The following is a 13,313-nucleotide window of genomic DNA, read 5'->3' on the forward strand; positions in this document are numbered from 1 at the left end:
ATCGGGGATCGGGGATCGGGGGGGGCGTCAGAGGGAGCGGAGGTAGGCGAGCGCGTCGTCCTGCTCGACCACGTCGCCGTACTTGGCCTGGATGTCGAAGAGCGCCGCGTCGTGCGGGCCGTCGGCGCGGTCGCCGACCGACGCACGGGGAACGAGCACGGGGAAGCCCGACTGGACCGCGTCGACGGCGGTCGCGCGCACGCAGCCGCTGGTCGTGGCGCCGCAGACCAGCACCGTGTCGGCGCCGAGGGCCGTCAGCGAGGCGGCGAGCGAGGTGCCGAAGAACGCGGAGGCGCCCTTCTTCACGACGAGCGGGTCGCCGGGGGCGCGGGGCAGCCGCGGATCGAGGGCGACCGCCTCGCTGCCCTCGACCAGGGCGCGCATGCCCCTCGCCTTGTCGAGCCAGGTGACCGAGGTGCCCTCCGCCTCGGCCCGGGTGTACGAGATCGCGGTCCAGATCACCGGGACCCCGGCGGGGCGTGCGGCCCCGACCAGCTCCGAGGTGGCGTCCACGACGGAGGTCAGGTCGGCGCCCGTGGGGAACGAGGGCTCCGTGAAGCCCCGCGTCAGGTCCACGACGACGAGCGCGGGACGGCTGCCGCGCCGTACGGGCGCGCCGAACCCGGCGCGTTCATAGGTCTCCTGGACGTCGGCGGTCACCGCTTCCTCCTCGGGAAGGCACGGGCCAGCAGCCAGCCCTCGAACAGGCCGAAGGCGAAGGCGCCGACGACGGGGCCGTACTTGGTGAGGGCCGGACCGGCGAACATCGCGAGGCCGTCCAGCTCGTCGTCGGCGGCCAGCGGAGCGGGGGCCGGGGCCGACGGCGTGGGCCTCGGGGTCGAGGCGGCCGGCGCCGTCGCGGGGTGCTGGGTCTCCTGATCGGTCAGCAGCGCGCCCAGGTTGCGGGCGAACTGCTGGAGGATCTTGTCCGAGACGGTCGCCACCGCGCCCTTGCCGAACTGCGCGATCTTGCCCCGGATCACGAGGTCCGTCTCCAGCCGCAGTTCGGAGGAGCCGCCGGGCGCCTCGGCGACCTCCAGCCGGACGGCTGCCTCGGCGTCGCCGCTGCCGTGCGTGTCCGCGCCGCGGGCCTGGACGCGCAGCGTACGGGCCGCCTCGTCGACCTCCAGGAAGCGGACCGTACCGGCGTACGCCGCCGTGATCGGGCCGACCTTGACCTTGACGCGGCCGCGCCAGCCGTCGTCGCCCTCGCGGCCGTCGAGCGCGGCGCCGGGCATGCAGGAGACGACGCGTTCGACGTCGTTGACCAGGGCGAAGACCTCCCCCGGCGGGGCGCTCACCGGGACGGCGTTGCTGAGCCGCATGAAACCTCCTCGTCACGGGCCGCCCTGCGGCGCGCCGCGCAGTCGTCGATCGCCTCGACGATCGTCTGGTAGCCGGTGCACCGGCACAGGTTGGAAGCGACCACCTCGCGGATCTCCTCCTTGGACGCCTCGGGGCGCTCGGCCAGATAGCCCTCGGCGAGCATCAGGAACCCCGGGGTGCAGAAGCCGCACTGGAGGCCGTGGTGCTCGGTGAAAGCGCGCTGGAGGTCACCCAGTTCGCGCCCGTCGGGCCCGCCGCCGAGCCCCTCGACCGTACGGATCTCGGCGTCCTCGGCCTGCGCGGCGAACATCAGGCACGCCCGTGCGGGAGCGCCGTCGACCAGGACCGTGCAGGCGCCGCAGATGCCGTGCTCGCAGCCCACATGGGTGCCGGTGAGGCCGAGGTCGTGCCGGAGCACGTCCACGAGGGTGCGGCGCGGTTCGGTGAGCACCTCGTGGCGCTCCCCGTTCACGGACAGGGCCAGCAGTTGCTGGCCGGGCGGCTGGTGGCTGATCTCCGGCATCAGGCGTGCTCCAGGGGGTGAGTCGTGAGCGCGTGGGCGACGGTCTCCGGGGTGACGGGGGTGCTGTTCAGCTCGACGCCGGTCGGGCGCAGCGCGTCGTTGACCGCGTTCAGGACGGCCGCCGGGGCGCCGATGGTGCCGCCCTCGCCCGCGCCCTTGGCGCCGGTCTCGGTGAACGCGCAGGGCGTCTCCAGGTGCTGGATGCCGATGTCGGGGATCTCCAGCGCGGTCGGCACCTTGTAGTCCATGAAGCTGGTGGCCGAGGGCTCGCCCTGCTCGTCGTAGGTGATCTGCTCGAAGAGGGCGCCCGCGATGCCCTGCGCGATGCCGCCCCGGCACTGCCCCTCGACGACCTGCGGGTTGATGGCGACGCCGCAGTCCTCGACGCACACGTAGCGCAGGATCTCCACCTGGCCCGTGCCCTCGTGGAGTTCGACGACGACGCCGTGGGTGGCGTTGGAGAACGTGCCGTCGTTGAAGACGTCGAACGACGCGGTCGCCGACAGCCCGGGATCGACGCCCTCGGGCAGCAGATGCGCCTTGAGGTACGCCACGTCGGCCAGCTCCTCGTGGCTGAGGAAGCGCTCGCCGTCCGTGTGCCGCACCCCGCCGTGCGCGAGCGACACCTCCTCGGTCGGTACGTCCCAGCGGTGCGCGGCCAGCAGCCGCAGCTTCTCGCCGAGCTTGGCCGCCGCCAGCCGTACGGCGCTGCCGCCGACCGCGATCGAGCGGCTGGCGAAGGTGCCCCAGCCGTAGACGATCCGGTCGGTGTCGCCCTGGTGGACGCGGACCTTGTCCAGGGCCAGGCCCAGCGCGTCGGCGGCGATCTGCGCCATCGTCGTCTCGTGGCTCTGGCCGTGGCTCATGGTGCCGGTGGTCACGGTCAGCGCGCCGCTGGTGTCCATCCGGACCTCGGAGATGTCGAAGCCGGGGACGACCTCCATCTTCCGCTGCGCGAACGCCGTCGAGCCGTACCCCGTGCGCTCGCTGAAGCAGGAGTAGCCGATGCCCAGGAACCTGCCCTCGGCCGCCGCCTCGTCGCGGCGCTCGTACCAGCCCTCCTCGCGGAGCGTCGCCTCGCACAGGTCGAGCGACTCGCGGTACGAACCGGGGTCGTACGTCACGTTGTTGACGCCCGTGTAGGGGAACTCCGTGATCAGGTTGCGGCGGCGGATCTCGACCGGGTCGAGGTCCAGCTCGCGCGCGGCCCGTTCGAAGAGCCGCTCCATCACCATCACGTACTGCGGGCGGCTCACGCCCCGGTACGGCGCGGTCGGCGCCTTGTTGGTGGTGACGGCGCGCGCCCGTACGCGGTAGGCGGGCACCCGGTAGACGCCCGGCATCTCCGCCGAGGCCATCAGCGGCTCGATGCCCGCCGTGAACGGATAGCAGGAGTACGCGCCCATGTCACAGACGAGGTCCGTGTCCAGGCCCAGGATCCTGCCCTCCGCGTCGAACGCGGCCCGTACGTCGTAGTGCTGCTCGCGCGCCAGGAACGAGGCGGTCAGCGCGTCCTTGCGGTCCTCCGTCCACTTCACGGGCCTGCCCATGCGCAGCGCCGCCGCGCCGACCGCGATCTCCTCGCGGCCCACCACGCACTTGAGGCCGAAGCCGCCGCCCATGTCCGGGACCATGACGCGCACCGCGCGCTCGTCCAGCCCCAGGCAGCGGGCCGCGACCGTACGGACCTGGTGCGGGACCTGCGTGGAGGTGTGCAGCACGAGCTGCTGCTCGCGGTCGTCCCAGGTGGCGACGGCGCCCCGGGTCTCCAGCGGCAGTGCGTTCTGCCGCCCGGTGCGGGACTCGACGCGCACGACCTGGTGGGCGCCCGCGAAGACCTCGTCGATGCCCTCGGTCGCGAACATCGAGACGTCCACGAGGGTGTTGGCCGCTGCCTCGTCGTGCACCAGCGGAGCGCCGGGGGCGAGGGCCTGGGTGTCGGAGGTGACGGCGGTCCGCGCCTCGTACGTGACACGCGCGGCCTCGATGCCGTCCTCGGCGGCGTACGGGTCGCGGGCCACGACCACCGCGAGGGGCTCGCCCGCGTACCGCACCCGGTCGTGGGCCAGCACCGGCATGCTCGTCGGCACGAACTCGGAGGCCGGGCGGCCGAGCCGCGCCGTGATGTCGCCGAGCTTGAGGTCGTCGGCGTCGAACGCCGCGACCACGCCCGGCACCTCGCGCACCGCCGACAGGTCGAGCGCGGTGACGGTGGCGTGCGCGACGGTGGCCCGCACGAACGCGGCGTACAGCATGCCGGGCAGCCGGATGTCGTCCGTGAACCGGCCGCGCCCGGTCAGCAGCCGCGGATCCTCCCGCCGCCCGACGGAGGCGCCGACGAGGGTCCCTTCAGGCTGGTCTCGGTTCATCGGGCCCTCGCCTCCTCGCAGGCGCGCCTCACCAGGGTGCGGGTGAGGCCGCGCCGGTACTCCGTGCCGCCGTTGGCGTCGCCGGGCGGGTCGATCGCGGACGCCGCCGCCGACGCGCAGGCCTCGAAGAGGCCCGGTCCGGTCCCTCCCTCGGCGAGCACCCGTTCGGCCTCCGGGACGCGCACGGGCAGCGCCGCGACGCCGCCCAGCGCGACCCGGCCGCCGCGCACCGTGCGCCCGTCGGGCGCCACGTCGAGGTCGACGGCGGCGGCGACCGTCGCGAAGTCGCCGTGCCGCTGCGCGTACTCGGTGAGCGCGGCGTGCGGCGCCGGGCGCGGGAAGACGACCTCGGTCAACAGCTCGTCGGGCTCCAGCGCCGTCGTGTAGTAGCCGTGGAAGAAGTCCCGCGCGTCGATCCGCCGTACGCCGCCGGGCCCCCGGACCACGAGCACCGCGTCCAGCAGCAGGGCCAGCAGGCACCACTCGGCGGTCGCGTCGGCGTGCGCCAGGCTGCCGCCGACGGTGCCGCGCGTACGGATGGGCAGGTGGCCCACCCAGCGCATCGCGTCGCGCAGGACGGCGAAGCCGGGGCCGAGGTCCGGCGCCGTCTCGACCTCGTGGTGCGTGGCGAGGGCGCCGATCCGCAGGGTGCCGTCGACGTCCGTACGGATGCCGCGCAGCCCGTCGAGCCCCGTGATGTCGACCAGGTGGTCGGGGCGGGCGAGGCGGAAGTTCATCATGGCGACCAGGCTCTGGCCGCCCGCGACGACCTTCGGCTCGCCCCCGGCGTCCGCCAGTTCGGCCAGCAGCCGGGTGGCGCCGTCGAGATCGCGGGCGCGGTGGTACGTGAAGGGGGCGGGCTTCATGGAGCGGGCACCTCCTCACGCGGGGAGGCGGGGCCCAGGTCCGGGCCCGGGGCCCCCGTCACCTCGTCGGCGTCCAGTTCGAGCCCCTTGGTCTCCGGCGCCGCCACGGCCATCCACAGCACCGCCGCGACCACGACCACGCCGAGCACGGCGAACGTCAGCGGCAGCCCCAGCAGCGGCCACATCAGCGAGCCGAACAGCATCGGCGCGAAGCCGGTGCTGATCCGGCTGACGGACGAGGCCCAGCCGAAGCCGCTGGCGCGCAGCGTCGTGGGGTACAGCTCGGAGACGTACGCGTACAGCGCCGGGATCGTGAGCTGGATCAGGAAGCCGAAGACGGCGATCATGACGAGCGCCGCCGTCTGGACCTCCAGCACCAGCGCGAAGACGACCAGCGCAGCCGTCGCCACGGGTGCGGAGAAGCCGATGAGCCGCTTGCGGCCCACCACGTCCACCAGCCAGGTCGAGACGCACACGCCCGCGATGCCGACGCCGCTCATCAGGGTCGTGCCGGTGAACGACGCGGTGTCGCCGTAGCCCTCCTCCTTGAGGATCGAGGGCATCCAGGTGAGCGCCGCGTAGTAGACGAGCATGATCGTGATGAACAGCAGCCAGGCCACCGAGGTGATGCGCGGGCTGTGGCTCCACAGGCGGCGGAACTGCTCGACCCCGGCGCGCACTCCGCCCGTCGTCTCCCGCCGCACGGGCTCGGGGACCGCGTACGGCTCGGGCGTCGCGCCCGTACGCGCCACCAGGTCGTCGATGACCTCGCGGGCCTCGGCCTCGCGGCCCGTCTTCGTCAGGTAGACCGGCGACTCGGGCACCCCGCGCCGCACCCAGAACAGCAGCAGCGCGGGCAGCACCATCGTGGCCAGCATCCAGCGCCAGTTGCCGTCCGTGGGGATCAGCGCGGTCGAGGCCAGCCCGCACAGGGTGACGCCGATGGGCCACCACAGGTCGAGCGCGGTGAGGATCCGGCCCCGGTACTTCTTCGGCGAGAACTCGCTCACCAGCGCGTAGTCCACGGGGATGCAGCCGCCCAGCCCGACGCCCGCGAGGAAGCGGAAGAGCAGGAAGATCCCGTAGTTGGGGGAGAAGGCGCCGAGCACGGAGAAGAGCGCGAAGATCAGCAGCGTCGCGCTGAACGCCTTCTTCCGGCCGATACGGTCCGCGATGGCGCCCCAGACGATCGCGCCGACCGCCATGCCCACGAGGTTCGCCGTGGCGACGAAGCCCCGGGCGCTGAGGCTGAGGTCGAACTCCTTGCCGAGCAGGGGCATCAGGAAGCCGTTGAGCGCGATGTCGTACGCGTCGAACAGGTAGCCGAGGCCACCGATGACGAAGATCTTTCCTTGGACTCCCCATCTCCAGGGGAGTTCCTGCACTATCTGATCGCCTGTCTTCACGCGCTCGCTCCAAGGGGGACGGGGGTACGTGCGGATGACGGATGGGTCAGCGGGGGAACTGGTAGGCGAAGGCGGTCATGTCGGGGTCCCGCAGCGGCGTGCCGCTCCAGAGCCAGTCGTAGGAGACGTCGGACTCGCCGCTGAAGCCGCGCCTCAGCTTGGCGTCCCGCTCCCGCTGCTCGGGCCCGTCGGGGTAGTGGTAGAAGTCCTTGTTGCGCAGCGAGGCGTCCTGCACCATCCCCGCGTGCTTGGCCCGCCGGTCGACGTAGCGGCGCAGCCCCTGCTCGATGCCGTCGGCCGTGACCGCGCCCAGCTCCTCGGCGAGCACGGCGGCGTCCTCCATCGCCTGCGAGGCGCCCTGCGCCTGGTACGGCAGCATCGCGTGGCAGGCGTCGCCCAGCAGCGCCACCCGGCCGTCCTGCCAGACGGGGTCGCGCCGCCGGTAGTAGAGCGCGAAGAGGGAGACGTCGTCGTCCTTGGCCTTGGAGAGCATCGCCGGGACACGGTCGTCCCAGCCGGGGTACGCCGCCGCCAGCTCGGCCGAGGAGGAGGGCACCGTCCACTTCTCGGCGACCTCGTCCGTGCAGGGCACGATGGCCACGATGTTGAGGTACTCACCGCCCCGGATCATGTAGTGCACCAGATGGCGGTCGGGGCCGTACCAGATGGTGGACTGGAAGCGGTCCACCAGCCAGCGCGTCGCCGGGTCGGCGGCTATGGCCTCCCCGTCGATCAGCGCGCGGAAGCACATCTCCCCGGAGAATTCGAGGGTGTCCTCGGCGCCCATCAGGTCCCGCACCTTCGAGCGGATGCCGTCGGCGCCTATCAGCACGTCGGCCGCGAACCGCTCGCCGCCGTCGGTGACCGCGACCGGGCGCGCGGGGTCGGCGCGGTCCAGCTCCGTCACCCGGCTGCTGGTGCGCAGCGTGACGGCGGGGCCGTGCCCTCCGGGATCGGTGCACGCCTCCATGAGGACGCGGTGCAGATCGGCGCGGTGGTAGTGCCAGTACGGGGCGTCGTACGTGTCCTTGCAGTGCTGACCGAGCGGGGTGAGCCCGACGACGCTGCCGTCCTTCCACCGGCGCCGCACCTGGTCGAGCGGCTCCGTGTGGATGGCCTCCAGCTGCCTGCGCAGTCCCATGCCGAGCAGCAGCCTGCTGGCGTTCGGCGCGGTCTGGATCCCGGCGCCCACCTCGCCCAGCTGCGCCGCCTGCTCCAGCACGGTGACCCGGACGCCCCGCTGCCGCAGTGCGAGGGCGGCGGTGAGCCCGCCGAGACCTCCGCCGACGAGGGTGGCTTCGAACGACTGACTGGGCGCCAAGGCGGCTCTCCTCAGGACGAGTGCGGAATGGGGGGCGGGCGCTTCAGCGGTCGGTCAGCTCGCCGCCGGAGACGACCTCGGTGCCGTCGACCGAGACGGTGCAGCCGCGCATGGCGATGTCGAGGTGGGCGTACGACTCGCGGCCGAGCACCGGGTGCGGGCCCGTGGACCAGAGGAAGTTGCCCGCGAAGGCGCGCGCGTCCATGCCCATCAGGTCGCCCTTGCCGTACATGGCCGTCGCGAACCAGTCGGCCGAGCGCATCAGGCCCCAGCCCATGTGGGAGAGGTAGCGGGCCCACTGGTCGTCGGCGTCCTCGAAGAACGTCTCCAGCATCCGCGCCTCGGCCCCGCCCTCGACCTTGTCGATACGGCCGCCCGCGATGTGCAGGGTGGCGGGGGAGTGCACGTACTCCTTGAAGGGCAGCAGGATGTCGCCCTCGGCGAGCACGATCTGCCCGTCGGAGATCTCGGGCCAGCAGAGCACCATCGTGCTGGGCCAGTGGTCCCAGCGGCCCGGGTCGTCGGCGAAGCCGGTCTGGAACTCGGGCTTCGAGCCCTCCAGCTGCACCGTCAGATCGGTTCCGGCGGCCGAAGTGACGCGCATGACCCGCGACTTCTTCAGCAGCTCGGCCTCGCGGATCACGAGCTGCTTGTCGTTCTCGTCGGGCAGATTGCGGATGAGGACGTCGGGCGCGTCGCAGACGAAGATGATCCGCGTCCCCGCCTTGAGGATCTCCTGCTGCACGGGCGCGTGGATGAAGCCCTCCTGGGTGAGGTCCACGACCAGGTCGGCGGATTTCAGCAGGTCCTGCGCGGCGCGGTCGTCGAGCACCGAGGCGAGCCCGGGGCCCGCGCCCGTGTGGGTGCTGGGCATCGGCGCGGGGCTGCCGCCGGGCACGGTCGCCGCGATGACGCGGGCGCCGAGCGACTTGGCCGCGCCGAAGGCCGCCGCGACGTAGTCCCCGCGGCTGTTGGGCTCCGCGAGGACGACGACGTGCTCGCCCTCCTGGACCTTGCAGAGCTGGAGTTCACGGGTGAAGGCGTCGAGCAGGTCGACGGACGAGAGATCGAACACGAGGTCCTCCGAAGTGGTTGAGGGCACGGCGGAATTGGCCCCTCACATGGGGGCTGACCAGTAAGAATGTGGGTCGGGAGCGGTGCCCGACGGAGATAATCCGAACACGTACTAACTTGGCTTGGCAAGGGTCGTGCACGGAGTTGACGGGGATCTTTCCTGACGGACACACGGCGCACGGAAGGCGTCCGCGCGCGGGCGCGAGAGAGGCGGAAACCGGCATGGCGGCACTGCGCGACACCTTCGACGAGGACGCGGAGCTCTACGACAGGGCCCGGCCCCGCTATCCGGCGGCGCTGGTCGAGGAGCTGGCCCGGCACATCGCCCCGGCGCCGGGCACCCGCGTCCTGGAGATCGGCCCCGGCACCGGCCAGCTGACCGTGCCGCTGGCGGAACTGGGCTGCCGGATCACGGCCGTCGAGCGCGGTCCGCGCCTCGCCGCGGTGGCCCGCCGCAACCTGGCCCCGTACCCCAGGGCCCGGGTGGAGGCCGCCGCCTTCGAGGAGTGGCCGCTCCCCGAGGGCGGCTTCGACGCGGCCGTGGCGGCGACCTCGTTCCACTGGCTCGACCCGGAGGTACGCGTACGGAAACTGGCCGAGGCCCTCCCGCCCGGCGGGACCCTGGCGCTGATCGCCACCCACCATGTCGCGGGCGGCACCCACGACTTCTTCGCCCGCGCCCAGGAGTGCTACGAGCGCCACGTCCCCGGCACCGAGCCGGGCCAGACCCTCCCGGACGAGGCCACGGTCTCCACCGACACCGCCGAACTGCGCCGGGACGGCCTCTTCGGCGAGGCGACCGTCCAGGCGTACGCACAGGAGATCACCTACACCGGCGCCGAGTACCTCGACGTCCTGCGCACCTACTCAGGCCACCGCGCCCTGCCGGCGGACACCCGCCGGTCGCTGCTGGAGGCGATCGGCGCACTGATCGACGACCACTACGGGGGCCGCGTCACCAAGCGGTACCTCCACGAGCTGATCGTGACGAGCCGCACCGACGTCGGGCCGTAGACCCGGGGGCGGCGCTCACACGTCGGCGCTCACGTGGGCGGCGGTACCTCGCCCGAGCCCCGGGCGATCAGGCGGGTGGGGCGGGTGACTTGGCGCGGCGGGTCGTCGGCGCCGTCCAGGCGGCGGAAGAGGAGCTCGGCCGCGCTGCGGCCCAGCTCCGCCGGGTTCTGGGCGACGACGGTGACCGGGGGAGAGAGGAGGTCGGCCAGCTCGAAGTCGTCGAAGCCGACGAGGGCCACCGGGTGGTCCCGCCCGGCGAACTCGGCCAGGACGCGGACGAGTGTGACCGTGACGCGGTTGTTCCCGGCGAAGAGGGCCGTGACCGGGTCCGGGCCCGTGAGCATGCGGGCGGCGGCCGCGCGGACGCGCTCGGGCTCCGTGCCGCCGAGGGCCATCCAGGAGTCGGGCGAGGGGAGGCCCGCCTCGGCCATCGCCTCCCGGTAACCGCGCAGCCGCTCCGTCGCGGTGTGGATGCGGGGGTTGTCGCCGATGAAGCCGATGCGGCGGTGGCCGTGCGCGATGAGGTGCGCGACGCCCTCCCGCGCGCCGTTCGCGCTGTCCGAGAGCACCATGTCGGCCTCTATCCGGCCCGGCGGGCGGTCCACGAAGACCGTGGCGACCCCGGCGGCGATCTCCGGCTCCAGATAGCGGTGGTCGTCGCTGGCCGGGACGATGATGAGCCCGTCCACGCGGCGGGCGCACAGCGCGAGGGCCAGCTCCCGCTCGCGCTCGGGGTCCTCCGCGCTCGACCCGTTGATCAGCAGCGCCCCGTGCGCCCGCGCGATCTCCTCGACGGCGCGGCTCAGCGGCGAGTAGAACGGGTCGGCGAGGTCCTCCAGCACGAGGCCCACGCTCGCGGTGCTGCCCTTGCGCAGCACCCGCGCGCTGTCGTTGCGCCGGAAGCCCAGCGCCGTGATCGCCTCCTGGACGCGGCGCTCGGTGTCGCTGGAGACGCCCGCCTCCCCGTTGACGACACGGGACACGGTCTTGAGGCCGACGCCGGCCTGCGCGGCGACGTCCTTCATGGTGGGCCTGGTGCCGTAACGGCCCCCGTTCTGGCGGGAGGCGGCTGGGCGGGCGGTATCGGCCACGGGGTCCTGTCCTTTCCTGCGGGACCAGCAGCATAGTCCCCGGGGTGCCCAGGGCGGCCGAGGTCTGGACAACGTTGTCAGATGTGGTCAGACTTGTCCGGTCCGCCCCCGGCCCGGGTCCGGACCCCGCCGCCGGACCCCGCCTCCGGGGCGCCGCCCCGGGCCACCGCCCCTCAGGAGACAACTGCCCATGCGCAACGACCTCGTCGCCTCGCTCGACATCGGAGGCACCAAGATCGCCGGTGCCCTCGTGGACAGCGGCGGCAGACTGCTCGCCCGGGCCCAGCGTCCCACGCGGGCCCAGTCGGGCGCCGAGCAGGTCGCCGCCGCGCTCTCCGAGGTGCTCGACGAGCTGGCGGCGGCCCCCGACTGGCACCGCGCGGGCGCGGTCGGCATCGGCAGCGCGGGCCCCGTGGACGCCAAGGCGGGCAGCGTCAGCCCGGTGAACATTCCGTCGTGGCGCGACTATCCGCTGGTCGCCCAGGTGCGCGAGCACGCGGGCGGCCTGCCGGTGACCCTCGTCGGGGACGGGGTCGCCCTCGCCGCCGCCGAGCACTGGCAGGGCGCGGCCCGGGGGCGTACGGGCGCGCTATGCATGGTCGTCTCGACGGGCGTCGGCGGCGGCCTGGTGCTGAACGGTCAGGTCCACCCGGGCCCGACGGGGAACGCGGGGCACATCGGTCACATCTCCGTCGACATGAACGGCGGCCTGTGCGCCTGCGGTTCGCGCGGCTGCGTCGAGAGCCTCGCCAGCGGCCCCAGCATCGCGCGCTTCGCCCACGAGCAGGGCTGGCGGCCGGGGCCCGACGGCGACGCGACGGCGGCCGCTGTCGCCGCCTCGGCGCGCGCCGGGGACCCGGTGGCCGTCGCCGCCTTCGACCGCGCCGCGCGGGCGCTCGCGGCGGGCATCGCCGCCACCGCCACGCTCGTGGAGATCGAGATCGCCGTGATCGGCGGCGGCGTCGCCGGGGCCGGAGAGGTCCTCTTCGCCCCCCTCCGCCGCGAGCTGGGGCGGTACGCGACGCTCTCCTTCGTCCAGGGCCTGCAGATCGCCCCCGCCCAGATGGGCGCCGACGCGGGCCTGGTCGGCGCCGCCGCGGCCTGCTGGAAGCTGCTGGAGAACGGCCCGTCGGGGCTGGGCGGCGCCTGACCCGCGCCCTCCGGTATGTTCTCCCCGGCCCCGGGGTTGGAGAGGACTGAGGACCGTGACAGTGAGCGGCGAACGGTGAGCGGTGAACGGCTCGCGGCGGACTGGATGCGGGACTGGTGCGCGCGTACGGACCAGGAGCTCGCCGCGCTGATGACGTCGTTCGAGGCGCGCTACGGCTTTCCGCCCGGCACGCACGCGGTCGTGCGCGCGAGCGACGAGAGCCACCGGTCCACCGACGCGCTCGTGGAGCTGACGCCGGTGCCCTCCGATCTGACCACGATGTACTGGGTGCTCGCCGAGGTCTCCCTGCCCGACGTGCACACCGGCACTTTCGTCCACCCGGCCGCCACGGTCGCCCGTCACTTCCAGGAGTACGGCGACATCCGGATCGAAGGCGAGGAACCGGGCCTGGTGTTCGCCAGCGACGGCGGCGGCCACCTGTTCGCGCTGGCGGGCTCCGGGCGGGTGTGGCGGTCCGCCGCCGCCTCGTGGTCCGCCCGGTTCGACCTCGCCGCCGCCGGTCTCCAGGAGTTCTTCGAGGGGCTGACCCGGCAGATCGGGGACCAGCTCTGACCGTACGGACGACGTGCGGCCACCGGCACTTCACCAGCACTCCACCAGCACCCCATCGTCATCGCCACAGGTCGGCGCCGTCGCGCCCCGACGGGTCCGCCGTCAGCAGGTCCTCGTGCAGGCCCGCGAGCGGACGGCCGGTGGGCGCGCCGTCCTCGCCGGACTCCATGACGGCCCAGCCCACGTCGGCGCCGGACACGTTCACGTCGGCGCCGGAGTCCAGCTCGTCCACGGTGGCGAAGACCGCCTCGTAGGCGACGGCCCGCGCCAGCAGCACCAGATCCTCCCGGTCGGCGCCCGCGTCCAGCAGTCGGCGTCCCGCCGCCACCTGCTCCACGGCGCCGGGGCCCGACCAGCCGTCGATCGCGCCGTGCCAGAGCGCGCGGAGCAGCACATGGCGTGCGAGCTGGGGCTCGTCCTCCTCGATCTCCGACCGCGCCAGCTCCGCCGCGTCGGCGGAGCCGAGCGCCTCGAACCGGGACCGCAGGCTCTCGGCCGCGGACCGCTGCCGCGGACCGAGCCCGGACAACCAGGTCTGCCACGTCACTTCCGACTCATCCATCGCACCAAGATGCCACCGCTCGCGGGCGCCGCCACCAG

At 73.4% G+C, this 13,313-nt stretch carries 13 protein-coding genes; 3 read left to right on the forward strand and 10 right to left on the reverse strand.

All coding sequences use genetic code 11. The features are described 5' to 3' along the window. Positions 1–27: 27 nt before the first annotated feature. Genes ACGF3A_RS16305 through ACGF3A_RS16340 form a run of 8 tightly spaced genes read right to left on the reverse strand, consistent with a single transcriptional unit; the run spans position 28 to position 8,886 of the window. A complete protein-coding gene (locus tag ACGF3A_RS16305; protein ID WP_393730140.1) occupies positions 28–660 on the reverse strand; it encodes an isochorismatase family protein in 633 nt (210 codons plus the stop codon). Beyond that, on the reverse strand, positions 657–1,325 hold the full coding sequence (locus tag ACGF3A_RS16310) for an SRPBCC family protein (RefSeq protein WP_393730142.1): 669 nt from the start codon (positions 1,323–1,325) through the stop codon (positions 657–659). The genes ACGF3A_RS16305 and ACGF3A_RS16310 overlap by 4 nt, the downstream gene beginning before the upstream one ends. Next, positions 1,298–1,849 carry a (2Fe-2S)-binding protein gene (locus tag ACGF3A_RS16315; protein WP_393730143.1) on the reverse strand — a complete coding sequence of 184 codons (552 nt, stop codon included), beginning with the start codon at positions 1,847–1,849 and terminating at the stop codon, positions 1,298–1,300. The genes ACGF3A_RS16310 and ACGF3A_RS16315 overlap by 28 nt, the downstream gene beginning before the upstream one ends. Then, positions 1,849–4,218 (reverse strand): xanthine dehydrogenase family protein molybdopterin-binding subunit, encoded by a 2,370-nt coding sequence (locus ACGF3A_RS16320; RefSeq protein ID WP_393730145.1) that lies wholly within the window; start codon positions 4,216–4,218, stop codon positions 1,849–1,851. The genes ACGF3A_RS16315 and ACGF3A_RS16320 overlap by 1 nt, the downstream gene beginning before the upstream one ends. Further along, positions 4,215–5,084 (reverse strand): FAD binding domain-containing protein, encoded by an 870-nt coding sequence (locus ACGF3A_RS16325; RefSeq protein ID WP_393730147.1) that lies wholly within the window; start codon positions 5,082–5,084, stop codon positions 4,215–4,217. Before ACGF3A_RS16325 ends, ACGF3A_RS16320 begins: the two co-directional genes overlap by 4 nt. Further along, on the reverse strand, positions 5,081–6,490 hold the full coding sequence (locus ACGF3A_RS16330; protein WP_393730148.1) for an MFS transporter: 1,410 nt from the start codon (positions 6,488–6,490) through the stop codon (positions 5,081–5,083). Before ACGF3A_RS16330 ends, ACGF3A_RS16325 begins: the two co-directional genes overlap by 4 nt. Before the next feature lie 46 nt (positions 6,491–6,536). After that, positions 6,537–7,811, reverse strand: a complete 1,275-nt coding sequence (locus ACGF3A_RS16335) for an FAD-dependent monooxygenase (protein ID WP_393730150.1) — start codon at positions 7,809–7,811, stop codon at positions 6,537–6,539. Between the two features lie 43 nt (positions 7,812–7,854). Beyond that, positions 7,855–8,886 carry a hypothetical protein gene (locus ACGF3A_RS16340; protein WP_393730712.1) on the reverse strand — a complete coding sequence of 344 codons (1,032 nt, stop codon included), beginning with the start codon at positions 8,884–8,886 and terminating at the stop codon, positions 7,855–7,857. 221 nt (positions 8,887–9,107) lie between these two features. Here ACGF3A_RS16340 and ACGF3A_RS16345 point away from each other — a divergent pair, with 221 nt between their 5' ends. Further along, positions 9,108–9,899 carry a class I SAM-dependent methyltransferase gene (locus ACGF3A_RS16345; RefSeq protein ID WP_393730152.1) on the forward strand — a complete coding sequence of 264 codons (792 nt, stop codon included), beginning with the start codon at positions 9,108–9,110 and terminating at the stop codon, positions 9,897–9,899. A gap of 29 nt (positions 9,900–9,928) precedes the next feature. Here the strand turns inward: ACGF3A_RS16345 and ACGF3A_RS16350 are convergent, their stop codons facing one another. Beyond that, the gene (locus tag ACGF3A_RS16350; RefSeq protein ID WP_393730154.1) at positions 9,929–10,990 is read right to left on the reverse strand and encodes a LacI family DNA-binding transcriptional regulator; all 1,062 of its coding nucleotides are present in this window, start codon (positions 10,988–10,990) and stop codon (positions 9,929–9,931) included. Positions 10,991–11,180: 190 nt separating this feature from the next. Here ACGF3A_RS16350 and ACGF3A_RS16355 point away from each other — a divergent pair, with 190 nt between their 5' ends. Beyond that, positions 11,181–12,140, forward strand: coding sequence for an ROK family protein (locus ACGF3A_RS16355; protein ID WP_393730156.1), 960 nt, complete (start codon positions 11,181–11,183; stop codon positions 12,138–12,140). Between the two features lie 75 nt (positions 12,141–12,215). Beyond that, positions 12,216–12,713 carry a hypothetical protein gene (locus ACGF3A_RS16360; RefSeq protein ID WP_393730158.1) on the forward strand — a complete coding sequence of 166 codons (498 nt, stop codon included), beginning with the start codon at positions 12,216–12,218 and terminating at the stop codon, positions 12,711–12,713. 58 nt (positions 12,714–12,771) lie between these two features. Here the strand turns inward: ACGF3A_RS16360 and ACGF3A_RS16365 are convergent, their stop codons facing one another. Then, positions 12,772–13,275: a hypothetical protein gene (locus ACGF3A_RS16365; RefSeq protein ID WP_393730160.1), complete on the reverse strand. Its 504-nt coding sequence runs from the start codon at positions 13,273–13,275 to the stop codon at positions 12,772–12,774. Between the last annotated feature and the right edge of the window lie 38 nt (positions 13,276–13,313).

The organism is Streptomyces sp. NPDC048172 (assembly GCF_043202595.1).
Lineage (GTDB): Bacteria > Actinomycetota > Actinomycetes > Streptomycetales > Streptomycetaceae > Streptomyces.

What these genes read in the sequence shown, in the direction of transcription:
- ACGF3A_RS16310 (WP_393730142.1), bottom strand. Translation starts at nt 1,325, where the DNA reads ATGCGGCTCAGCAACGCCGTCCCGGTGAGCGCCCCGCCGGGGGAGGTC.
- ACGF3A_RS16315 (WP_393730143.1), bottom strand. Translation starts at nt 1,849, where the DNA reads ATGCCGGAGATCAGCCACCAGCCGCCCGGCCAGCAACTGCTGGCCCTG.
- ACGF3A_RS16320 (WP_393730145.1), bottom strand. Translation starts at nt 4,218, where the DNA reads ATGAACCGAGACCAGCCTGAAGGGACCCTCGTCGGCGCCTCCGTCGGG.
- ACGF3A_RS16325 (WP_393730147.1), bottom strand. Translation starts at nt 5,084, where the DNA reads ATGAAGCCCGCCCCCTTCACGTACCACCGCGCCCGCGATCTCGACGGC.
- ACGF3A_RS16345 (WP_393730152.1), top strand. Translation starts at nt 9,108, where the DNA reads ATGGCGGCACTGCGCGACACCTTCGACGAGGACGCGGAGCTCTACGAC.
- ACGF3A_RS16355 (WP_393730156.1), top strand. Translation starts at nt 11,181, where the DNA reads ATGCGCAACGACCTCGTCGCCTCGCTCGACATCGGAGGCACCAAGATC.
- ACGF3A_RS16365 (WP_393730160.1), bottom strand. Translation starts at nt 13,275, where the DNA reads ATGGATGAGTCGGAAGTGACGTGGCAGACCTGGTTGTCCGGGCTCGGT.